Genomic DNA, 23269 nt, shown 5'->3' with positions numbered 1-23269 from the left:
TTCAAATTGTCATAGGTATCTGTTAATAAGTCGATTATAACATTTTGTCGCCGCTCAATCGTTAGATTTGTGGAATAAGCGGTTGAAGTGAAAGTTTACAAAAAATTTAACTTGAGCCGGACGGCCTATTGTGGAAGGATAAAGCAAACCCAAATTTAGTTAGTAATATGTCCAATAACTTATACTCAATATTGGTCACGATTGCCAAGCTTTATAATGTCGCAGCCGTCATCATCGCTTTTTATTTTGCGCCCAATTACTTATTGGCCGTTGGTATCATTGCCGTAATCACATTTTCTATGGTGGTTGGCTATGCTGCAAAATCGCCCAAAGACCTGCCAAGCTTAAGGGAGTTTTTCACCAGCCATGCCGTTATTGCCTTGATGGCCATTGCTATTGCCCATTTTTTCTCCATCACTGACACGCCACTTGAACAAAAAGACTGGCAAACCATCACCGCTACACTGCCCAAACAACCTACCGAATTGGTATTTGCCCAGAGCAAATCCGGCAGCAGCCGTGATGAGTTTTTGGTGTTAAATGGCAAGCGCTTTCGCTGTTTGGAAACCGACGGTTATCATTCGAGTTGCCCAAAAGCCTACCCGTTGGCTGGACATACGGCCAGCATTCACTATGCTGAGGACTACCCGTATGGGTTGATCGTCTATGAGATGAGGGTGGCCGACCAAGCGCTTTATAGCATTGCTGATTATGATAAAGGCGTTCAAGCCATCGCGGCCAGGCGTCGCAAAGGTGATCAATGGTTATTGATTCTGTTTGTGTTACCCGCTGTTATAATGTATTTATTAAACAAAATAAATAAATTAATAAAGCATAAATCAAGCGCGGGCTAGTCACCAGTCAAACACTCATTGATACTGGTAGATGCAGCAATTAATAATCAATAAGTAAACTAGGCCTAAAAATACAAAAATCAACGCTAGGTCAAATGTAAAACGGACAACGTATTATCGTTGTCCGCTTTGTGTTGGGCACTTTATCCTACAATGGCAGGTTTGGACGCAATGTTGAGTTCAATTAGGGGATGCAACAGGTACAACAACAGGCAGTGTCAAAGGTTGCGGGATAGGCTCAGGTACGACGATTTTTGGTAATTCAACATAAGGCAGGGCAGCGCCACGGCAGCTATCTTTACTATTCTCTGTAGCAGCAAGCGGTTTTGTAAGTGCCAAATACTGACTTTTTATATCACTAAAAGCTTGTTTATTAACACCTGCTGTATTAAGTGCGGTTAATTCAGCTGCAGAGACCCAGCGATCAGCAGCACTATAATGTTCGCGAGAATGACGCCAACCAAACTCACAAAATTCCGCTTCTGCCCAAATCAATTTGACTTCACTATCGGCTACCGTTTTGACGAGCGGGGTAAACGCAGGCGTTTGTTTAATGGTCAACAGACTTGCCCAAAGATCGGAACGCTGCAAACCTGATGTCGGCGGAATATCTGCCGTCAAAGGCAGTTTGTCAACTTGATTGGTTTTTAACGCTTCAACAATACTTAACGCTTCAGCCAGCGCATAACGACTTGCTTTGGTGAGGCTGGCTTCATTTCTTTCATGTGCCACATAGCTTAGCCACGCATCGGCTTTATAAGCTTGAAAGCGAGTATTAATTGGCTGGTGCTCAGCTTGATAAGGCTGTAGCTGCTCACGAATACAAAAAACATCTGCGACAAAGGCTTTATTTTGGGTGCCTTTAGCTATAACAGGTACAATGGCTTTTGTATCACTTGAACAATAAGCCCCTGGTTTATATTGGGTAGGCACTGCTTGGCTGGCTAGTTGAGCATGAGCAGGACTTGCCATGATACTTATCATGATAGCGACAGAGCAAATTGATACCGATGGATGAGCGAAGAAAGACGCAGCCGAGACACAAGCCTGAATTGGGTTTAATTTCATTTTTTAGCAACCTCATCATCTGCCATCATACGGCTATTGACAGTAGGGCGTTTTTTGTTAAATAAATCTTCGTCAAATTTATAACGTAAGCGGACATATGCGCCTTGTTGGTTGTCGCTGCCACTGGCGATATCATCGTCATGATAGCCTTTGAAGTTGTAACCTGCAGAAACCCACAGATTTGCCATGGGTGTATAACCCACCTCGGCGCCGATTAAATAATTACGTGAGTCATTATCGCTCCACATGGTACCCGCTTGGATACCCGCGTCCCAACGTTCGTTGATATCATACATCGCGCGAGCGGATAATACTTGAGAGGTGCTATCACTGGTGATGCCATCCATGGTCAATTCATTGTATTTACCCGCGTAATGACCCGATAAAGTCAAGCGGCGTACAGGATGATAGTTGCTATGTAAAGAAGCAATATAGGTTTCTTTTTTGTAAGGGCTATCTGCGTCTAGACCGTTATTGTCATAGCGATATTCAATTTTTGCTAGATGGTCGCTGATGTTATTATCGTAGTCACGATAAGCCACACCCAACTGGAACCGATCAATAGTGCGCTCTTTATTTTGCTCATTATCTTGTTGCAGCGAATAGATATTTTTGGCTAGCAAGGTAACGTCATCATTGATTTTGTTGGCATAACCAAAACTAGTTAGCAAGGTGTCGGTTTGTACGCCCCAACGTTTTTCAACACGCCCACTCATTTTATATTTATCACTGGCTAAGTAGTCAATACCTACCGTTGCTGCTGTTGCTGTGTTGTCGCTCTCACCTTGCATAGATTCAAGGTGTTCAAATGATGTATTGACGTAAACGCCATCTTGCACTTTCCATTTATTGCGTAAGCCAATTGCCGCTTCGGATTCGCGTGAGGATATGCCGTCTTTGACACGGTATTCGCTAAAGACTTGACCGTCCTTCATGTAGTTGGCATCTACCCCGATGATGGTTGATTGATGTTCATCTGTACTATCTAGACCATAATCACCGGTTAAGGTTGAAGCCAATTCGTGACGCGCATATAGGCGACCTTTATTCCATAGGCTCGTTTCACCACCAACACTCCACGCATTACGGCTAGCATCATCAATATCCTGCTCGTATTCGACAAACACTTTTGATTTATTCAATCTTGGTAAATCCGCAGTCAATTTACCACGAAGCGTCGTACCTTGATAATTGCTGTCATTGTTAGTCACGCTTGAAGTCAATGACTGATTAAGGTCATCGGTATTGACCACTTCTTGATAATTGGTGGAAGCCGCTTTGGCATCTTTTTCGTAGTAACGTATGCCTAACTCACCTGTCAAGATGTTGCTGAGTTTACGCTCAATACTAACCGTCGCACCTTGACGTTGGCTGTCATTGGTGTGGTCTTTAGTTTGTATAGCTTCAGCTTTTAGCAAGGTTTTATCATTAATACGGCTATTGACCGTCAAGCCAGTCTCAGTACGCCCAGCAGTAATGGGTGAAGTTGCAGGCGTAAAGCCTTCATCGGCTTGGTTGTAATACAATTTGGCATCGCGTGCTTTGTCTTTATAAGTCAATTCAACGCGCGCCGCATCACCTGATGTCTCTGAATTTAAGCTTTGAACATTAATGGCTGATGCAAGTGAATCATTGATTTTATCCGAATCATAATGGGCAACCTCGGCGATAAGTTTTAATTTATCGTTAAATTTAACAACGCTATTCACCCCTGAGAGTTTTTCGTTATTGGTAGGGTCGTCACTTTGGGCATAACTTGCGCCAATATTCACTCGTTTATTGAGCTGATAGTTACCAGCGGTACCGACAATGGTATAGTCTTCACCAACATCATCGGCTTCAACGGTCACGCGCAAATAAATGGGGTTGCCATCAATATCCGTGCTAGCAATCGGTGCGCGTAGATAAATAGCTTTGCTAACACTATCAAAATCGTAGTCACTATAACGGTTGAGCGCTTGACGAGAGATAATGGTACCTGGGTTGTTGCGGTCACGAACCAGTACTTCGATGGTTTCACTGTTGAGTAGGAAATCAGCGAAGTCGACGCCAGTAGGATAAGGACCTGAGATACCCAAACCACGAGTTTCTGTGACATGTTGGCTTGAGCTCGTTTGTGCCGCAAAGGCAGTGACTTTGGCTTTATCGGATTCGTAGTGCGCTTTTGCACCTGTTAAGGTACGGTCATATTGACCTAACGATAAGCCTTCTTCGTTGTCGATATGGGTTTTGATATCGCCATACATCACGAATGAGCGGCCTTTGTCTAAGCGCACGTAGAATTTTTCGCTAGACTGGGCATCGAAACCTTTGGCAGAGGCATCACCATACACAGGATAGTATTGATCGGGGTCAATATCACGAAATAGACGATCTTTTTTGTCTTTATCGGAATCATACGCCATGGTCAATAGCATATTGCCGCGCACTTTGCCTTTTAAGAAAAATGCGGCACGACCATGCGTACTGGTTTTATCGCTATCATTGCCTGATAGACTGCGTAATTCTTCTTCAAAACCGTCATTGTTGCTGACGGATTCAATAGTTGAGCCAAGGTTGTTAAAGGAAATCGCCCCTTCAACAATACCTGCTGCGATCATCGGGCGAAGTTGTGGCACGAATTGGATAGGGATAATTTTTTGTAAATTACCGGCTTTGACCACCAAGTTGCCTTTGCCTGGATTGGTGGGAGCACGGACGCTCACGAGCAGTTCACCGCCTTCAGCCACCATTTGAATGCCAGCTTGGTCTTTACCATGAGCGGGCTGATTACTGACAATGGTACCGATATCCGTATCAAGTGATACCGTAGCAGGCGCAGCATACTGACCGTGATCGGTATCATTTAGGCGAATTACCACTTGATATTCACTAATACCATCCGCTTCTACGGTGTTTGATTGATTAACGGTAGTAATATTTGCAATTTGGTTGGGTGCATATACGTTGATAGATTTGCTAGAAACGACTTTGCCTGTGCTATCTGTTGCACGAATCGAAAGGGTATTATTGCCACGTTGTAACGGTACTGCAAAATAATCAAACCCTGAGATGCCTTCTTTATCCCAAGCGACTTCTTTACCCATCAAGCTTACATCAACAGGGTGATTGTTAACCAATAATTGCGTGCTCGCGCCTTTGGGAGCTTTAATTTGAACACGGATTTTTGTACTATCGACACGTTGGTTATTGATCAAATTTAAGAAATCTGCATCGGCTGTCACGCCTTCAATACGCTTGTCATCGGCTGTAGACAAGGCTTTTTCAATCTCAGGCGCTTTGACAGGTGCAAGGGTATGTACTTCTAGCTGCCCCGTTTTTTTGACGGGCGCTGTCTTGTCAGTAATCACGGATTCACAGTTGATTTGACCATCAGCGATATTGGGGTTTTTACAGCCAGAGGCTTCAATATTGGTGTCGTTATCAACCGTGTAAGTAGGCTCTAAAGCCAGATCTTTTTTGATGGCTTGCTCTAACGCATCATTTTTAATCGCAATTTGTTTGGCGCGTTTTTGCAAATCGCTAATTAATACAGCATGACCTTGGTTATCATTGCTGTCGATCCCATCGGTTATCGCAAAATCTGCACGATGCAGTTCACCAAATTTTAAGTCAACAAAACGGCTCCCTGGATCGCCTGCATTACGATTGGTTTGTTCGATAAGTTCAACACCGCGCGGTAGCGTGGTACGGTCAAGTTTGATAACGTGGGTTTTGGCTTTCATGCCATACACGCTGTATTTACCTTCACTGTCTGTGACAACGAAGGTACCATCTTCTAGATAAAGACGAACACCTGCAACACCCAATTCGTTTTGCGCTTTTTGTTGAATGCCATCTCGGTTAAGGTCAGCATATACTTTACCAATGATAATGCCATCGGTGTTTAATACGCCAGCTGTTACGTCAATATGCGCTTCACCTAGGGGCGATTGAACGACACTGCCAGTTAATGAGTCTTTACCTTCTGCAAATGCGATGTTGGTGCCTGTGCCTGAGGCAGCATTAGACCCCAAAGCGACGCGATAGGTGACTTTTTTGGTTTCATTGGCTTTTAGGCTGTTTAAACCCAATGTCATGTACTTGCCAGATTGGGCAAAATCTTGCGTGTATTTTTGACCATCTACTCTGACCGAGTTTTTGACATAGGTAAAACCTAAAGGTAAATCGTCTTTGACCACCACGTCTGCCGCATCGGTTTTACCCACGTTTTTGACATTGATGGTGTAATCAACAAAATCACCAATTTCAGCAGATTTGACATTCGCTTCTTTGCTAATGCTTAACGTGGTTTGAGTGTTAATAACATTGATTGATGTTAAGATTTTGTCTGAAATCACCCCAGTAGTACTACCATCGGCACTTTCGCACTTATCGGCTTGGGTCGTTAAAGTATCACCATCCAATGTCTGAATGACGACATCGGCAATGGCATTGGCATTGAGCTCGGTAGGGGCTGAGATACGGTATTTACCCGTATTGACGCCCGTTTCAACGGCTTTTAGACGAATGGTATCGCCTGTTTTGCTAGAAGTAACATTGAGCCATACATTGTCAACTTGTGTTGGATTGGCATTACAGTAGGCAAGACCGACTTCAATATAGACAGGTTGTCCAGCAGAGGTTTGACTTAAGTTGTTTTGGTAAGTTGGGTCTTTATATAAAATGCTTGGCACAATAGCCACTAAGCTATCCGTTGCGCTAGCTTGTACGGTGTTATCTTCTTGGACTACGGCGGTGATGGGTACATCGACTGTGTCGCCATCTTTAAGCTCGGTGCTGGTCAATGCTTTGACAATCAGATGAATTTGCTCGCCTGCCGCGATACTTATCGTAGGCTGTAGCTCGGTTTCATTGCTATCAATAATGCCATTGTTATTGGCATCAATATAGACTTGGAAGTTTGAAAGCGTGTTGGGCGTGTTAAAGCTGACCGCAACATTGGCATCAAAAGTCCCTGTGTTTTCTAAGGTGTTTTGCCACTGGACTTCATTACCAGGTTTGATGGTGATAGTGAGTGGCTGAGTGAGAGTAATGTCGTATTTGGGCAAAGAAAAAGCTTGAACACGGGTCGTGTTTGATTTTATCGTATTAACAATGCCTTCATGGCTATCAACCACATAGTTGGCATCTGCGGTATTATCAATCTGGATAATATTACGACCGTTTGCTGCCAGTGCAGGATTCATTTGGATAAGCAAGATACTGCTCGCAAGTAAGCCAAGCTTACCCAAGCTGTGATATCTAGTCGAATTATGACGATGATTTGTCATTAATACTTTCTCACTTATCAAAATAAATTTATAAAAGTTGGGTGGGTTAGGTGTGACTTAATCACACCTAACTGTTACCACTTAACAATTTAGATTAAAACAATTAATTGGCGCCGTTAATTTTTACGACAAATTGTAGATAACCAGTCCCACCATTTGCTGCCAGTGTCAAGCTTGAAGACTGTGCTGTGGTGCCTGGGACAACGGTAGCGCCATTAGCACTATCAAAGATACTACCCGCAACATAAGTCGCTTTGGTATTCCATTGTGATGCAGTATCACTAATCACAACATTGGTTAACTGTTTAGTGGTCATGGTATTGGTTGCGGTGATTTTATAGACAATACATTGACCTGGTGTGGCAGTAACGGGCGTTTGGGCAAAAGCCGTATCCGGGGTTTTATCGCAGGTAGCATCTAGCGCCTGCTCTTTTACCAATGTCATGCCTCGTACAGTGGTAGTATTGGTAACAGGTGTTACAGTGGGTTTGGTTGTACCTGTTACCGCTGCTGGGATTAGAGTAATCGTATTGGTTTCACTTGTGCCAATGGTTGCCCCTGTCGTCACAACATCATAAGTAATCGTGCCAGTCTGACCTGAACCAATACTACCAGGAATGGTATATACCCCATTAGCATCTGGCGTCAACGTCACAGCGGTACCCCCTTGTGGGGTATAGATAACATTTCTTGGGGTAATATTATCCGTGGTGCTTGGATTACTAATAGTAAAGGTCAAGCCAGTCTCAGGATTGTTACCTGTGTTGGTAATGGTTTGTGTATAAGTCACGCCAGTCGATGTGCTCGTTGGTGGTAACTCAGCACTGGTACTACCTGTGAGTGTCAAACTACGATCACTAAATGTAATTGGCGTGCTAGTATCACCGCCCGCACCTGTACCCGTTGGATCGTTCGGTACTTTTGCATCAGTTGGGTTGCTAGTACCTGAGCTATCTTTAATATCAGACGTTGGGTTATCACCTGGGGTTACTGCTGTATCGTTGTAGTTATCATATACTTCAGCAGTATTGGTAACGCCTGCTTTATTGACTTTGGTTTTATCAATTGCTGCTGTAAAGGTGATTGTCATGGTTTCATTGACTTTTAAGGCAACGCCATTAATAGCAATAATTTGACGACCATCAACGGCTGACGTTGTTAGCGTAGGGGTAGTGCCATTAGTCGTAGTGCTATCAGTAGATGTTACGGTGATAGCACTGGCACCGCCTGATACCGTCAATCCAGTTGGTAGTTTATCTTGAATCAAAACACCTACGGCATCTGCTGCATAAGTGGCACTACCATCATTTTTCACAGTAATAGTATAGTCAACTGTCGGTGAAGTAGTATTTAAGTCAATGCTAGTAGAGGCAGCCGTTTTTTGAATGGCAAATACGGGCAATTTAATAATCGCTTGGTTTTCATTGATCAAGGTAGCAGAAGTACCTGTAGTCGCCTTTTGGGTTACATAAGTACTAGTCGCGGTCAGTGTACCAACCGCACTTTGACCGCCTGTAGCGGTAGTAGGGCTCGTGACATTATAAGTCAAATCAGCATATTGACCTGGTAATAACTTAATAGTGCCAGAATTCGCAGATACGGTACCTGTTTGTGCTTGACCCGTCGCCAATGTTGTCGCAGTGCTGCCATCAGCATTAAAAATCTCATAGCTAATAGTAGTAGGGTTGGTATAAGTGTAATCTTGGTTACCAGTTGTGATGTTAGCATCGTTATTGGTCGTTAGATTTAATGTATAAGTGTCGGTCACATTACCAGTATTGGTTAATTTATTGGTAAAGGTAGTAGTGCCACCCGGAACAGCAGCTTGTGATTCGTTTTTATCATCCGTTGATGAAGTACCTTGTGTACCATAAAGGGTAAAACTACCAATTTCACTTACGTTAACAATGACTGCATTTGAAGTAACAGTAGGCTGTGCTACGCCGTCAACACTATAAGATGCTGTTGCTTTATTCTCGATTTGAACGCCACCAGATGGGGAAGCCGAACCCGATGATGTACTTGCTGATACACCTGTTGCAATACCCAAGCCCAAGGCTAACGCCACGCCAGCTGTCAGTGCATTAGGGTTGAAATTAAATTTTTTCATGCATTACTCCGAAAAGGAAAAAATATTAGGGTTAAGATATAAACGTCTTATCTAGATAAAACGTTCTGTGTAACAGCTAAACATTTATAGTTAAAATCACGCTTTACTGAACTTTGGTGTTGATACTAACAGTGGTACTCTGCTGAGCAGGTAAGGTTTTAACAATCCAGCGTACCGCACGATACTGTGACGCGGGGACTTCAACCATTTTGCCATTGACCTTACGCAGAATTGGCAAATTCTCAAATTTTTTGCCATCTAAACTGGCTTGTGTAGGCGCAGGGGAGCTTGAGCTGACATAGACCATGTTCGCTGGCACAGGAAGGGTCAATGCCAGATCCGTCATAGATTTTTGGATGTTATTACGGTAAATCGCTTGATATTGAATGACATCGCCACTTTTGGCACGACTGACTGTTTTTAGCACTTGCTTACCATTTTCTGTGACGATTTGTTTGGCTTGTAAATTGACCGATAATGCCTCTGCGGCATGGGCAATATTTGCTAGGCTTAAGCCTAGAACAGTTGATAAGACAAAGGTCTTTAAAAATTTTGAATTGTATAGATTGTGTTTCATTTAAACACCTCTTTGTTAACTTGTGTCTATTATATCTTAGTGAACAATGCGACAAATAATTGAAATTCGTCAAACGTCCTAAAAAGTCGATAAGCTGTAAAATTCTGTCAATAGCTGAATTATTTGAAGTTTTAAAAAGTTATATCGCTAATGTTTGTATTGATTCTATCGTCAACAAGGATAGGGTTAGTTAGCATTAGATGAGAGGTGGTTAAGAAAAACAACAATTGTTAAAAAAGAAAAATAAGCCGTCGATTTATTTTTTGTTTCTTGGTTTATTAATGCTAATAATTGTGTTTAATTTTATAAAATTATAGTTTAGACTATAAATCAGTATGTTTATTAAAAATCTAACCATTTGTCGGCTAATTTAACCATTAATCTAATCCATCCTATTGATAACTTTGTTAAGCGTATGAAAACTCAGGTTATGACGATTAGGGAGGGGAAATACAAGTTTTAACTAAAGGGAGTGGTGAGTTAAATAGTGGACTATACCTCCATCCTAACGCTCAGTAAAAAATATTTGCGCTAAAAAAGACCACGCTTGGGTGGTCTCTTTTAATCATAAATTAAGCTTAAGGCAAACTACTATCATACTTGGTATTAAAATACAATGACATACTAGCACCTTTATTCAATGATTTAACATTACTGACTACAGTACCATTTTGCTCCAAGGCAGTGACTGCACCTGCCACCCCGCTATTAAAATTAATATTAAAGTTAGTAGATGTGGTATCTGTGGGCGCAACTAGAGCTGATGTGACTGTTGAGGTGTTTACCCCTTTTTTGGGCAGTGCGTCTGTGATTCGCACATTGGTTAATGGGTTGGTCAAATTAGTGCGGTTATAAGCGGTGATTTTGTACGCCACGCACTTACGCGCATCGATACCTGACTGAGTGACAGCGTTATAAGTCAAGCCTAACATAGCGGTATTGGTGATATTACAATCATTGGTAGCTTGCTCTTTGACCAATACTAAGCCTGCGTTATTTTGTGATACTTCACCAAAATTGATGTTTTGATAATCATAAGTTGTGCTTGCAAAAGTAATATTTGCTTGATTGTTGGTCGTATCTACTGGGTAGCTAGTAAGGTTACCATTAGGCTCACGTTGAATTAAGCAAACATTGGTAGCATTTGCCATCTGTGTACTAGTGGCTGAGATACTATAAGTACCATCGGAACCTACGGTCGCTGAATTAATGATAGTAGGTGTTGTGGTATTACAGTTTTTGGCTAAGTCAATGGTAAGACCGGTTTGAGTAATCCCTGTTTCAACGCTGCTATCGTAAACGCCGTTAAAATAAGTCTTATTTGTTCCTACTGGCACACTTAAATCATTGGCTAACGTCAAGCCACCATTGTCGTTAAAGACTATACCGGAGAAAGTGTAGGCTTTAGGCGCATTGGTAATTTGACAAGTAATTTCATCACCATAGTTTAAGTTGGATAAGCTAAATGCAGAACCGTTACCACTTGGCATGGTGCTCGTAGATGTCGAGCCATTGGTACATTTGTAGGTAGTATTATAGTTTGTGAGACTACCTGAATTGGTTATGCTTTCGGTAATCGTATAGGTGGCAGAAGTCCCAGAGGTTAATGCAATCACGCTTGACTGATTAGTACCTGCATCAATGGTACTACCTGTACCTGCAGTTGTGAAGGAATTATTAACCGTTCCACCAGTGGTAGTAATGGTAAATTGGTCACTCGGCTGCGCACGCGTCCCATTTAAGATTTTTTGGTTAATTAATTTAGGCGGGGATAGACAAAAATAGAAGTCTGAATAACCTACAGCATGGGGCGCGTCATATTGGGTGTATTCATTGCTATGAACTAAGCTAAAAGTAGAATTAGCTAATTTTTTACCCCAAGTCGCACTGATTGTACAACCGTTTAAACCACAGTTTTGCCCATTTTTTGCAGTCACTATATCATTAGTTAGATTAATTCTATGATAAGTATCGTAATAAGTTAGCTTACCACTGGTCGAGGAAACGTCTACTTGCTCAGCATAAGGAATGCTAGTAGTTCCTGTAGAATCCAAATCTTGAATATTATAGCCAAATTGAGAGACGGTTTGGTTGATGGTAATGTCCATCTGATGGTTGTTTTTCACCGCAGGCGAATTATGCACTAAATTAAGGGCGCCAGATGTTGTACCATCAATATTGCCAACAAACGGTGGTGTACCTCCATTATTAGTATTGCCATCGACAAGCAAAGGAAAGTTTATATTCATTGTCGTGCCATCAGGGAAAGTAAAAGTTTTACTCGTGTTCCCAGCCGTCCAAGTCAAATCCAGTGCAGTAGCACTGCTCGGTGCAGATTTTCCTACATAGTACATTCTGTCACCAGCAGGGCAGGTTGCAGGGGTGGGTGTACCACCACCAAACACGGATGTCACACTATCAGTGTCAGCGGCTGACTGACTCGTTAAGCCACCGCCGCTAATCGTAGCTATGTTAGTGACTGATGACCCAGCAGCGGCAGTTACATTGACAGGGACTTTAATCGAATAAGATTTGCCCGCGGCAAGCGAGTTAATCGTATAGCCTGAACCTTGCAATTGGGCGATAGTGGGTAAAGAAGTAGATGAACAGGTATTAGTAGTGTCATTACTATCACAACTAATGCCTGAAAGCTTATTCAGACCTGTCACCGCAGGGTCAGTGAGGACTAAATTATTTAAAGTCGTGCCGCCTGTATTGGTGACTTTGATGGTATAGGTCGTATCACTACCTGTCAAAACGCTCGTGGTATTATCGTCTTTAGTAATAGTATAAGCACTGGGTGCATAACAATAATTATCAACTTTAAAATCTATTTCTTGGTTTGTTGGGTCACCACTGATTCGACTGTTATAGTTACCATACTTTATAGTGACAGAACGAACAGGTTCGGCAAACACCACAGAACCTTGACAGGCAGTACCTAGGTTTTTTGCAGTACAACCCGATGTTGTGGTATTATATAAAGTACCATCTGCTGTACTTGTTATATTAGAGCCGGTAATGGACTGATAGGTACCTGTAATACTCGTACCATCTTGATTGATACCCGTAAATAAGACACGGTCATCAAAGTTGTTATTATTAGCAGTGGTATAGTCAATATCAAAGGCACTTAAAGCTAGATTGGTCAGATAAATTGGCTGGGAGGTGTTACTATTTTGAAAAGTTAATGTCGTCTCAATATAGCTGGTTGTATTTGCAAAATTGCGGAAGCTATTAAACGCATAATTACCTGAATTACTGTTATTTACTGTTGTTCTATTTGTAGTACTTGAAGAAGTCGTACCAGTCAATGTTTCAACAATGTTCACTTTTAAGGGAATATTAGCATTACCTGTGATAGTCGTATAATTGGCACGATTATTCAATATACTGGTATAGTTTGCATCACTAAATTTGCCTTGAAAATAGCCACTAGGACAGGTTGCCCCTGGATTGGGAGCTATTGCGTTGGTTACTGTACTAACCAATAATAGTTGCATTAGCACCAGCGTTTGAAGCACAATTTTCGTTTCAGAATAGGCTTTAATAGGCTTAAAAAAATGCAGGTTTTTCATAGGGTCAATCCTTTCAATAGTTAGGATTACTTAGTCTTATGTTAATTGCTTTGTCTAGCAGTTAAATGTTCCGCATGAATTTTGACCTGATGAAAAATCCTTAAGAACAGACTAAAAAATAATATATAGAAATTATTCTAACAATTCTAATTGCCAAATAATACAAAAAATAACAGACATATGTTAGAACGTTGTTTTTTTCCGATAAGAATATTTTTTTAACATGCTCTATCATCATACCTTCATAATTTTGTCATATTATCAGCATTTTTAATGCTCATTAGAGAACGTCAATATGCCAAATAATCAGCCCACTGCTAATAGCAACCTTATTATCAGCAATCATATCACCGATATGCTTGATGACTTACCCCAATCACAGTTTTTAAATGATGAAACCCTCAAAAACAATGATAGACTGCGACAACAAATGCATGAAGACTTGATTGACAGCTACGATGAAGAGATTGAGTCGGAAATGGACGATTACATCCAAGATTTACGGTATGACGGGGAGCCGTTAACCGACAGTGAAAAAATCGCTCGCCATATTTATTTTAATGAATTGATTCGTCTGCAAAAAGAATTGATCAAATTGCAAGATTGGGTAGTGGCAACCGGTGAGCGCATCGTTGTCATCTTTGAAGGTCGCGACTCAGCGGGTAAAGGCGGCGCTATCAAACGTATTACCCAACGGCTCAATCCGCGCGTCTGCCGTGTGGCCGCCCTGCCTGCCCCCAATGACCGAGAAAAAACCCAATGGTATTTTCAGCGCTATGTCGCGCACCTGCCAGCCGCGGGCGAGATTGTGCTATTTGACCGCAGTTGGTACAACCGTGCTGGGGTTGAGCGAGTGATGGGATTTTGTACTGACGCGCAATACGAAGAGTTTTTTGAGTCGGTGCCAGAATTTGAGCGTATGTTGGTGCGCTCAGGGATTCGCTTAATCAAATATTGGTTTTCTATTTCAGATGACGAGCAAGAATCACGCTTTATGAGCCGTATTTATGACCCGCTCAAACAGTGGAAACTCTCACCGATGGATTTAGAATCGCGTCGCCGCTGGGAGGATTATACCAAAGCCAAGGAAGTGATGTTTGAACGCACTCATATCCCTGAAGCCCGTTGGTGGGTAGTTGAGGGGGATGATAAGAAAAAAGCGCGGCTAAACTGCATCAACCATCTGCTCTCACAAATTCCCTACCAAGAAATACAACGGGATGAAGTGGTATTGCCAGAGCGTGAGCATCACGACAATTACCAACGTGAGCCAATCGCTGAAGATATGTATGTGCCAAATGTTTTTTAATTCGCGTTTATTAATTGAGCAAAAAAAGGATACGTTTTAACCGTGTCCTTTTTGATATAAAAGATAAGGTGTTTTTAACGTTTAAACATACGCACTTGAAAACTACTAATTTTGTCATTTTTCATTATATTTTCCATAGCAATAGTGGCGTCATCTTCGATGAGTAAAATGCGGCAACATGCAGCGGTACGAGAACCCACAGACTATTGGCGCCATATTTTTCTAACGCTTTTTGACAATCCGCTTGAGGGATTTGTTCATTTTTTGGGTGAGATTGGCAGTTGGCTTCGGCAAATGCGCTGCTGGCTGATAACATAGTGAGTGCCAATAAGCCTGAGGTGATTAATGATTTTTTCATAATGCCATCCTAAGAGTTTGATAAAGTTGTTAAGGCACGGGATAGGGTTGATACTGAAGTATATCCGAGTGGCTGAGTGTATTAAAACAACCTAACCTTAACGAAAACTTAGCTGAAGATGGCGCAATAAAAATTGAAGGGAAAAATTAAAATTACTTGCAAAAGCAAAATTTTTTGGTAAAATGGCACACCTACTTACACAAGTAGATTGTTAGACCCTTTTAGGCATATAGCTCAGTTGGTTAGAGCACCACCTTGACATGGTGGGGGTCGTCTGTTCGAGTCAGATTATGCCTACCAAATACAAAACCCCACAGCCATAGCGGTTGCGGGGTTTTTCTTTGTTTTCGGGGTCAAAAATCGTTACGCTTAATTAGTTTTATTTTGTGCATTTTAATCAAAAAATGCGTAAAATGCGTATTAATTTACGCCACAATTACGCCAAGATTCTTAACCGATGAAACTACCCACGCCACGCAAACGCGGTGATGCCTATCGCATCGAGATTATGATAGACGGACAGCGTATGTCTGCTACCCGCGATACGATCAAAGAGTGTCATGCCTGGGCAAGTCGTAAACTACTTGAGTCAAAAGCTGGTCAACTGTCCACAGCTGATACGCGCTCACAGCTCAAATTGGATGAGCTGATGACAATACAGTATGAGTCATCAAGACGTCAATCCAAGGGCAAGCGCACGGACTTGGACTATCAGCGCATGATTACACGTGATTATAGCTGGCTCACATCGATGCGCGTCGCTGATATCACTGCCCAAGATTTGACCAGGTACCGTGATATGCGGCTGCAAAAAGTGGCACCATCGACTGTGCTGCGTGATTTTAGTTATCTGTCATCTGTTTTTAGTTATGCAGTCAAAAATCTATTTATCATTGATAAAAACCCATGCTTGGACGTACATAAGCCAAGCAAAAATAAAGACCGCTATCGCCGTATCACTCAAGATGAGATTGACGCATTATTAATCGCGTGTGATTATCAAGTTGGCCAAACACCCACACTTGGCAAACATTATGTTGGCTGGTGTCTTATCTGGGCAATTGAGTCAGCCATGCGCCGTGGTGAGATATTTGGCATGACTTGGGGCGATGTGCATAAAAATCACGTGCATTTGCCGGTGACAAAGACAGACGACCCGCGCGATGTACCGCTATCACCCATCATGCGTGAGTTGCTTACTTGCTTACCCAGCTATGATGAGCACGATAAAAAAGATAATTTGTTTGTTGTTAATGTCGAGTCATTTAAAACCGCGTTTGATAGGGCATGTGTTAAAGCCGGCATCAAAGATTTGCAGTTTAGAGATACACGGCACGAGGCAATCAGTCGATTTGTTAAAACGCAAAAATTGCCCGTCGAGCACGTGGCCAAAATCACAGGTCATAAAAAGATTGAGACATTGCTAAATGTGTATTACAACCCAACGGCTGATGAGTTGTATGATGCGATGTATGGGGATAAATAAAAAACCCCGCAGGTTAGCGGGGCTGTTCCATCTAAGCGATGGCGGATTACATAATTAAATTAAAAAACTCTCAACCACCTATGCGATGGATAAACTATTTAGTTGTTGCTTTCAAAGAGTAACATACTATGCACTTTATCAAGTGTATCTTTTTGAGCTTTCAACGCTTCTTTAATTTGATTAAAAGCAATACGATACGCTTCATGATTACCCTTGTCTATTGATTTTTCCATCAAGTCTAGTTTTGACAAGTAAAAATCACGCTTTTCAGTAGTCCAGTTTTGTAACGCTGCTGCTGTTGCTTCAGCGTTATCGTGACGATTTAATAGTAAGTCTATAGTATCTGTGATTTTACGTTGTTTAGCCATTATTTTCTCTCAATTCAAAGTTTGGGTGTTGATTTGTTGCAAGTAAAAACAGCGTCCAAATTTGCGGTGTAATCACTGTTTTTCCGTTTTCTAGTTTGTTGATGTACTGGCGTCCAGAGCTTTCGGACAATCCGAGTAGCTTGGCAGTTTGCTCACCCGTCAGCCCTGCTTTTAATCGCAGGGCTTTGAATTGGTCGGGTGTGGCAGTAGTTTGGATGAGATTATTCATTACTCCCAATTCCCCCAAATTAATTCACCTGTATTTTTGTTAATTTCGCCAGTTTTTACAATTAGTTCGCTATTTTCATCGAGTGATAACACAAAGTTATTTTCTTTGATAAAAGTAGCGATTTGATTTTCAAAATCCTTGCCGATAACTTTCTTAGTAATCGGATTTTTTAAGTTATATACAAAGTTAGTATTCTCAAAATTGCTATCGATTGATAATTGATAGCATTCTGAATTTTGATTCCAGTTTTTAATTTCGATATCAAAAAATTTGCCTTTGATGTAGATTGTATTAATTGGTGTGTCAAAATCCTGAGAAGATACAGCGTTATAGCCGAGCGATTGAACTAGATTTAAAACTTGCTGAATAGATGGTTGCATAATTAAACTCCTTAGTTGTAGTAAGCATAAATAACAAATTTGCCGTATGATGAGAACTCTTTACCAAAGCTTGCTGTCTATGTGCTTATTATGTAGTATTATTTACTACAACGCAATAGGTAAATGCAAAATAATTTAAGTTTCATCCAAATAAAAACCCGCATTAGCGGGTCTTTTTAACTTGCGCGGCGTCTGCCTCGTTTGGGTGCGGATGTAGTGAGCAGGGCAATCGCTTGCTCACGATTATAGAGATGTTTGCCATTTGTGCCGATGTTGATATTGATGCAGCGATTGACGATGGTGGATTTACTCAGTGTCAGCCTATCGGCAAGCCAAGCTGCGCTTACGATATCAGGCTCATCATTGGCGCAGTTGATACCAACAATCTGCCCACCTGCAATCACATCGCCAAGGCATAACCTTGGCGGCGCATCTGCGATAATCTCGATGGTGTAGCGATTAGACATTTGGTGCCTCACTTGGATGCCCAAGGCAACCTGTTTTGGGATCAAAGTTATCACATTCGCCAACCGATATATAAAGCTCACCCGCAGCTTTACGCCTTAACAACTCATTTCGGATGTCTTTGTCTGTTTTAAATTCGTCAGACTCACAAACATCCGTTAAATCTTTGTAACGCAACAGACCATCAATACCATGACTTAAATGTATTGTTGTCCACTTACTTTCTTTATTGTCAGTCATTACTATTTTTCCTTCTTACTAAATTGCCGAAATTGTGGTCAATCGCCTGACCTTGTTTGTCCCAATTAACGTACTGCGCTACCTGTAGCCAATTGCCTTCACCATCTTCGACAACTCTGCCTGAGTAACCTTCTGGCTTGCGCTGAAATCCACAAACATAGTGACCGTTATCAGTGATGCGGTGGTTTTGATGGCGTAGGCGACTTTTCATTTTTTTTGCTGTAATCGTTTAAAAGCTTGATTTAGCTGTTTGAGACGTTGCACATGTTCCTCAGACCAACGATATTTTATGCTTAGTTCTGATAACGACTCGTCGTTCCATCCCACAACAATGCCATATATCCAAGCGTCTCTTTTGTCTTCAGACCAATCCTTGGCGCCAAAAACGATTGTTTTTCTTAATGATTCCAACGGATCAGTTGGATACCTATGAGAGTTAAGTTGGTTTTCGTTATTCATATTTAAGCTCTTATCTCAACATACGACTTATCAAAATCAAACAAATAGCCGTCTTGCTCAGCAATGCTACGCACCAAGCTGGCGACTTGTAGCTGCAAATCAGTCATCGACTCGGGGTTATAAATTTTTTGGGTATCGATCTCGTACTCAGTACCCGCGATATCTGTCATAAAAAAGTCAATTTGATAGCAGCGTTTGACTCCGTTATCAACAAACTCATCTGGGATAATCTCATCAAGCTTTGTGCTTGGGCACCAATCACCATAAAACTGCATAGCTTTAATGCGGTTGAGCATGTACTCATTGCCTTTACGTCCACAAGCCGATATTTTTACCCAGCCACGGTATTTGCAGCCAACGCGTTTGTTAAGTACGCCGGGGTGAGCATGATGCGTCTTAACGTACTGACTGACGCGCCGCAATTCCACCTCAAACTCACGCTGCTTAGGTGTCATGACTGCCATTTCGTACACATCCATGATGGCTTGTGCTTTATGCGTTTTTAACCGTGATTTGCGCTTGGCGGCAGCGGTTGACTTTGATATTTTGCGTTTAGTCATAAAAGTTACTCAAAAAGGCAAATCGTCCCAGCTATCAAATTCATCCGTATCTCTGCAATAGGCGCAAAGTCCATCTTTAACTTGTTTTTTTGTACCTTCAAATCCACACCCTACACATCGTGCTTCATCTTCAGGCGTTGGATTGCCGCCTAATTCACGGTCATGTATAACGTCAAAAATGTTCATGGTTTTATCCTTAATAGTCATAACCAAGGGCAACAGCAAAAGCCAGGTAATTCATAGCATCAATATATTTACCTTTTTCTAGGGCGTTGTTGGCTAAAGATTTCAGTTCACTTTCGCTACATTGTGTCCACCCTGCATTTGGGTATTTTGACTGGCGTTTTTCATCCAAACGACAAATCATGTGATTGCTGGCGATTCTATGAGCTGCTAAATCTGCATCTATAGCGGATGATAAAAGACGAATTTCGTCAACGGGATGACAGCCATGGTCAGCAGTCATAAGCCACTCATCTTCGGCATCGTATTTGACGATATTTACCACCTGCCACCCAAGCGAACCCCAGTCACTATCATAAGCAAGGCAAGTTAGCGGATGCCCCTTGCTAGTTTCTTTTTCCAATGCTTCAAGTACTTCTGCTCGAGGCGTGAATTGTTTAATGTCTAAAACAGAATTTCTCATAATTCATCCTTTTAAAAGTTGTTTAATTTGAGCAATACGTTCATCGATTGACTTGGCGTTGCTGGCAGCTTGAGGTTGCTTACATTCTGCTATCACATCGCCAAGCCATTGATGGATGCGCTTGGCATCTTCAATCGTCACATCGCTCAATACCTCAATGTCTTTCTTATCGCTAAACTTGCTTGGTTTATACAGTTTAAAAAAGAGCTTGCCGTCTCTAACAAACAGATGCGTGCGGCGATTAAGCGTTAGTGTCATTTGCATCGGATTAACTCCTTACGCACTTTTGCTATGATTTTCCCCGCACAAGCAAGCTGACCATCCGCGCCGTCACAAGCAATGCGGTGATGATTGTCTGTGCCAAAGTACTTGGGTGCACTGGTGGCATAGCTATCAAGCAAGTGATAAGAGACTTTTGCTTGTGGTCGACGCTGTTTGTAGGTGTCAAAACGGCAAACCATGACAAAACTGATGTCAGGCTTGATGCTGTCATCATCAAACAACGATGAGCGCAGATTGCGATGCAGGGCAGAGCTGATATACGGGTGCTTGTCGATGATCAGCACGTCAAAGTCTTTGTATTTATCGGTGAGTAGGTCATCTTCAAACGCCATGACGTTATTGCGAGTTTTCATGTCAACAATTTTGACCGTATGCGTGCGGCGCAGTGCATGATAGAGCCGTTGACAAGCCACGCTCACACCGATTTTTTCAGCACCGCTTATACTGATAACAAAAGGCATTAGGCAGCCTCCTTACCATCGTCATCATCATTGGCTGGTTCAGGCATTGGCATCGGCACTGGTTTTGGCTCAAGGATTTTGCCTGTTGCCATGCTATGGCGTAGCATCGTGACCAAATCTGCCAAATCTTTGCGCGTCTCTGGATTGATGCGACAATCGCCCGCGCATATTTGTTTAACAATGATGCTGAGTTCAGTTAAAACAGTCTGAACGTCAGTCCAATCGCGCTGATTGTCTTGCGTATCAACATAGTCTGACCAGGTTTGACGGGCATTTAATAAAGAAAGGACGCTAACTTGGTTACTCAAGTCAGCTTTGGTCATCAAGCGACGCAGTAGTTGGGTGGGTGTTTTAGCCATATACTGCCTCCATTGCTTTGCGAAATTCAACGGCTTCCGCTTGGGTAATGCGGCGAATTACAAAATCCTCCAAACCGACATCAAACCAGTTTTGAGTTGTCCACTTACCATTAGTTTTCTGTGTACTAAAAAAAAGCCCAAGATAATCATTGTTCACAATATCAACAATGGCAAAAACCCACTCACTGTTTTCTTCAAAAATCACAATATCATTAACCTGAATAGATTGTGATTTTTCAAAAGCTATCGATGTGCTAAAACGCCCCTCTTTAGCCATACGCGCAAGCAATAAATCAACATACGCAGTGATAAATGGCGTTTTGCCGGTGAAATAATCAGACAAGTTTTGCGGGATATCGCGGTCTTGAAATGGTCGCACTGTGAGTGTGTCGCGCCAGTTATCAAGTTCGCTGTCATGGTCTAAAACAGGGCAATCGTTGTCAGCAATGGTCAAGCTACGACCTACTGACCAAAATCCGCGGCTTGGGGCAGGGCGCTTGTTGTACCAAAATCCACAGCCGTCGCTATCGCGCGCGTGCCAATTGGCATCAGTAGGGGCTTTTGACCAGTCAGGGGTATAGGTTTGTTGAGTCATGACGCCACCTATACAGCCAATGTGACGGCAATCACCGCAACAACTATTAATGATGCAAACAGCGCAATAATAACGCGGTCAGCCTGACTTAATAACTCTTCTAAGTCGTTGATTTGGGTCTTGAGGTCAGCGTTTTGCTGTTCGACGTGGCGAATATACGCGTCACGCACGTTAAGATGAGGGTTGTAAAGGTCGATATCGTCATCAAGTAGGGCTTGATAGATATCATCACGCGCATCAATAGCTAGGATAGATTTATTGATAGAGGTGGGATTGATTACATCAGCTGAAACCCCTCCATTACGGCTTGAGCATGGTAAAGGTGGGCGGTTAGCTTCAGTGAGTTGCGCTGTGTTGCGCGCGATTTGATTAAATGCTTTGGGTAAAGATGCAGTGTAAGCCATAGTGATATATCCATGTTGTTGAGCATGGATATAATTAAATCACTTGATTTATATAATGTCAATCATTTGATTTATTTTTGTTTAAAATAATGATTTAAAATAATCAAAAGTTACCATTTTTCTAAATTTTCCCACCAGAACACCCAGCCAAGTATGCGGTGCGTATCGGCAAATTCTTTTTTGGTCAATGTGATGCAAGGATAGTCCCTGTTGTGGGTACAAATCTCTATATTGTTATCGTGCAAAAACCGAACGGTTTTAATTTTAAGTCCACCGCCTACTTCCATTGCGTAAAACTTATCTTCTTTGAGTCGCTCAGTTGCCTTGCTAGTGTCATAAGCAATCGTTGCCCCGTCAGTAATGAGCGGATAGTTGCTGTTGCCATACGCCTTGGCGACTACAACATTTTTTGCCTTTACACCTGCCTTATCAAGCTTTGCTTTGCTAAAACGAGTTTTCTTACCTGTGTCTTGATACTCTATATTATACAGCTCGTCACCACAGGCGAATTGCACCTCATCAAACAAAGAAACTAACACCTCATCATCTAGTAAAGGAGTGTGTTCATCCCAAGCATCCAAAGTGCCTGTGATAACCATTTCATTATCATCTTCATCTACACTTTCAAGTCCACTTTTACCGCTACCATTTAATAACCAATTTAAATTAACACGCAAAAAATCAGCTAAATCTCCAGCGCGTTCACTTTTTTTGCTATCTCGTCTCTCAAGTGTAGATAACGCTTGAGGCGTCCAACCGATTGCTTCCGCAAGCTCCGTTTGGTTAAGTCCACGAGCCTCTCTTGCTTGTCTAACTCTTGCACCCAATGCCATTTTTACCTCCTTCAATCAATGCTTAATTACAATATAAAGCAAATGATTTATTTCCAAAAACACAAATGATTGACATTTAATAAATCAAGTGATTTAATATGATTAAATTTTTAAACAAAGGATTTAATTATGACGCCTTTACAAGCCCTCGAAAAAGCAATCGAAATTGCTGGCAACCGCTCAAAACTAGCTGAGCAAATTGGTATCGAAAAACCGCAAAACGTATCCAACTGGGTCAATCGCGACAAAAAAGCATCTGCCAAATATGTCGCCAAAATCAGCGAAGTAACTGGGGTGCCATGCTACGAGTTGCGTCCTGACATTTTTCCAGTACCCGCTAACGAAGTTGATGCTCAATCAACACAATCAGCATAG

Annotated in this window: 26 protein-coding genes and 1 tRNA gene; 5 read left to right on the top strand and 22 right to left on the bottom strand. The window is 41.9% G+C overall.

The genetic code is table 11. The annotated features are described in order from the left end of the window. The first annotated feature begins 191 nt into the window (after positions 1–191). Positions 192–854 (top strand): hypothetical protein, encoded by a 663-nt coding sequence (locus ACAM39_RS09360; protein ID WP_369627480.1) that lies wholly within the window; start codon positions 192–194, stop codon positions 852–854. Between the two features lie 180 nt (positions 855–1034). Here the strand turns inward: ACAM39_RS09360 and ACAM39_RS09355 are convergent, their stop codons facing one another. From ACAM39_RS09355 to ACAM39_RS09335, 5 genes are all read right to left on the bottom strand, one after another. Next, a complete protein-coding gene (locus tag ACAM39_RS09355) occupies positions 1035–1922 on the bottom strand; it encodes a hypothetical protein (protein ID WP_369627479.1) in 888 nt (295 codons plus the stop codon). Then, on the bottom strand, positions 1919–7195 hold the full coding sequence (locus ACAM39_RS09350) for a hypothetical protein (protein ID WP_369627478.1): 5277 nt from the start codon (positions 7193–7195) through the stop codon (positions 1919–1921). The genes ACAM39_RS09355 and ACAM39_RS09350 overlap by 4 nt, the downstream gene beginning before the upstream one ends. Positions 7196–7298: 103 nt before the next feature. After that, positions 7299–9305 (bottom strand): beta strand repeat-containing protein, encoded by a 2007-nt coding sequence (locus ACAM39_RS09345; protein WP_369627477.1) that lies wholly within the window; start codon positions 9303–9305, stop codon positions 7299–7301. A gap of 103 nt (positions 9306–9408) precedes the next feature. Continuing rightward, complete coding sequence (locus ACAM39_RS09340) at positions 9409–9882, bottom strand: hypothetical protein (RefSeq protein WP_369627476.1); 474 nt, start codon at positions 9880–9882, stop codon at positions 9409–9411. Between the two features lie 578 nt (positions 9883–10460). After that, positions 10461–13460 (bottom strand): beta strand repeat-containing protein, encoded by a 3000-nt coding sequence (locus ACAM39_RS09335; protein ID WP_369627475.1) that lies wholly within the window; start codon positions 13458–13460, stop codon positions 10461–10463. A 295-nt stretch (positions 13461–13755) separates the two neighbouring features. On the opposite strand from ACAM39_RS09335, the gene ppk2 reads away from it, so the two are divergent. Continuing rightward, a complete protein-coding gene (gene ppk2, locus ACAM39_RS09330) occupies positions 13756–14769 on the top strand; it encodes a polyphosphate kinase 2 (protein ID WP_472828208.1) in 1014 nt (337 codons plus the stop codon). A 124-nt stretch (positions 14770–14893) separates the two neighbouring features. Here the strand turns inward: ppk2 and ACAM39_RS09325 are convergent, their stop codons facing one another. Next, positions 14894–15127 carry a hypothetical protein gene (locus tag ACAM39_RS09325; protein WP_369627474.1) on the bottom strand — a complete coding sequence of 78 codons (234 nt, stop codon included), beginning with the start codon at positions 15125–15127 and terminating at the stop codon, positions 14894–14896. 223 nt (positions 15128–15350) lie between these two features. Between ACAM39_RS09325 and ACAM39_RS09320 the strand changes: the two genes are divergently transcribed. Together ACAM39_RS09320 and ACAM39_RS09315 are read left to right on the top strand one after the other, a co-directional pair. Beyond that, positions 15351–15427 (top strand) — tRNA-Val (locus ACAM39_RS09320). A gap of 157 nt (positions 15428–15584) precedes the next feature. Next, the gene (locus ACAM39_RS09315) at positions 15585–16613 is read left to right on the top strand and encodes a tyrosine-type recombinase/integrase (protein WP_369627473.1); all 1029 of its coding nucleotides are present in this window, start codon (positions 15585–15587) and stop codon (positions 16611–16613) included. 98 nt (positions 16614–16711) lie between these two features. On the opposite strand, the gene ACAM39_RS09310 is transcribed toward ACAM39_RS09315, so the two are convergent. The 16 genes from ACAM39_RS09310 to ACAM39_RS09235 all read right to left on the bottom strand — a co-directional run bounded on the left by ACAM39_RS09310 (position 16712) and on the right by ACAM39_RS09235 (position 22894). Next, a complete protein-coding gene (locus ACAM39_RS09310) occupies positions 16712–16981 on the bottom strand; it encodes a hypothetical protein (RefSeq protein WP_369627472.1) in 270 nt (89 codons plus the stop codon). Then, positions 16974–17210: a helix-turn-helix transcriptional regulator gene (locus tag ACAM39_RS09305; protein ID WP_369627471.1), complete on the bottom strand. Its 237-nt coding sequence runs from the start codon at positions 17208–17210 to the stop codon at positions 16974–16976. Before ACAM39_RS09305 ends, ACAM39_RS09310 begins: the two co-directional genes overlap by 8 nt. Continuing rightward, complete coding sequence (locus ACAM39_RS09300) at positions 17210–17590, bottom strand: hypothetical protein (protein ID WP_369627470.1); 381 nt, start codon at positions 17588–17590, stop codon at positions 17210–17212. The genes ACAM39_RS09305 and ACAM39_RS09300 overlap by 1 nt, the downstream gene beginning before the upstream one ends. 176 nt (positions 17591–17766) lie before the next feature. Beyond that, positions 17767–18057, bottom strand: coding sequence for a hypothetical protein (locus ACAM39_RS09295; RefSeq protein ID WP_369627469.1), 291 nt, complete (start codon positions 18055–18057; stop codon positions 17767–17769). Next, entirely contained in the window at positions 18050–18295 is a 246-nt protein-coding gene (locus ACAM39_RS09290; protein ID WP_369627468.1) for a hypothetical protein, read from the bottom strand. The genes ACAM39_RS09295 and ACAM39_RS09290 overlap by 8 nt, the downstream gene beginning before the upstream one ends. Further along, positions 18288–18506, bottom strand: a complete 219-nt coding sequence (locus tag ACAM39_RS09285; RefSeq protein WP_369627467.1) for a hypothetical protein — start codon at positions 18504–18506, stop codon at positions 18288–18290. The genes ACAM39_RS09290 and ACAM39_RS09285 overlap by 8 nt, the downstream gene beginning before the upstream one ends. After that, positions 18503–18754, bottom strand: a complete 252-nt coding sequence (locus ACAM39_RS09280; RefSeq protein ID WP_369627466.1) for a hypothetical protein — start codon at positions 18752–18754, stop codon at positions 18503–18505. The genes ACAM39_RS09285 and ACAM39_RS09280 overlap by 4 nt, the downstream gene beginning before the upstream one ends. Positions 18755–18756: 2 nt before the next feature. Beyond that, positions 18757–19314 carry a hypothetical protein gene (locus ACAM39_RS09275; RefSeq protein ID WP_369627465.1) on the bottom strand — a complete coding sequence of 186 codons (558 nt, stop codon included), beginning with the start codon at positions 19312–19314 and terminating at the stop codon, positions 18757–18759. A gap of 9 nt (positions 19315–19323) precedes the next feature. Further along, positions 19324–19500 (bottom strand): hypothetical protein, encoded by a 177-nt coding sequence (locus ACAM39_RS09270; RefSeq protein WP_369627464.1) that lies wholly within the window; start codon positions 19498–19500, stop codon positions 19324–19326. A 10-nt stretch (positions 19501–19510) separates the two neighbouring features. Then, on the bottom strand, positions 19511–19960 hold the full coding sequence (locus tag ACAM39_RS09265; protein WP_369627463.1) for a hypothetical protein: 450 nt from the start codon (positions 19958–19960) through the stop codon (positions 19511–19513). Between the two features lie 3 nt (positions 19961–19963). Next, positions 19964–20224: a hypothetical protein gene (locus tag ACAM39_RS09260; protein ID WP_369627462.1), complete on the bottom strand. Its 261-nt coding sequence runs from the start codon at positions 20222–20224 to the stop codon at positions 19964–19966. Then, a complete protein-coding gene (locus tag ACAM39_RS09255; protein ID WP_369627461.1) occupies positions 20215–20703 on the bottom strand; it encodes a hypothetical protein in 489 nt (162 codons plus the stop codon). Before ACAM39_RS09255 ends, ACAM39_RS09260 begins: the two co-directional genes overlap by 10 nt. Beyond that, positions 20703–21062, bottom strand: a complete 360-nt coding sequence (locus ACAM39_RS09250; RefSeq protein ID WP_369627460.1) for a hypothetical protein — start codon at positions 21060–21062, stop codon at positions 20703–20705. Before ACAM39_RS09250 ends, ACAM39_RS09255 begins: the two co-directional genes overlap by 1 nt. After that, positions 21055–21657 carry a hypothetical protein gene (locus ACAM39_RS09245; RefSeq protein WP_369627459.1) on the bottom strand — a complete coding sequence of 201 codons (603 nt, stop codon included), beginning with the start codon at positions 21655–21657 and terminating at the stop codon, positions 21055–21057. The genes ACAM39_RS09250 and ACAM39_RS09245 overlap by 8 nt, the downstream gene beginning before the upstream one ends. Positions 21658–21665: 8 nt before the next feature. Continuing rightward, entirely contained in the window at positions 21666–22061 is a 396-nt protein-coding gene (locus ACAM39_RS09240; protein WP_369627458.1) for a hypothetical protein, read from the bottom strand. Between the two features lie 110 nt (positions 22062–22171). Continuing rightward, entirely contained in the window at positions 22172–22894 is a 723-nt protein-coding gene (locus tag ACAM39_RS09235) for an XRE family transcriptional regulator (protein ID WP_369627457.1), read from the bottom strand. 129 nt (positions 22895–23023) lie between these two features. Here ACAM39_RS09235 and ACAM39_RS09230 point away from each other — a divergent pair, with 129 nt between their 5' ends. Next, positions 23024–23269, top strand: coding sequence for a transcriptional regulator (locus ACAM39_RS09230; protein WP_369627456.1), 246 nt, complete (start codon positions 23024–23026; stop codon positions 23267–23269).

The sequence above is a fragment of the Moraxella sp. K02 genome, assembly GCF_041154755.1.
Taxonomy (GTDB): domain Bacteria; phylum Pseudomonadota; class Gammaproteobacteria; order Pseudomonadales; family Moraxellaceae; genus Faucicola.
This window is presented reverse-complemented; position numbering and strand designations above follow the sequence as displayed.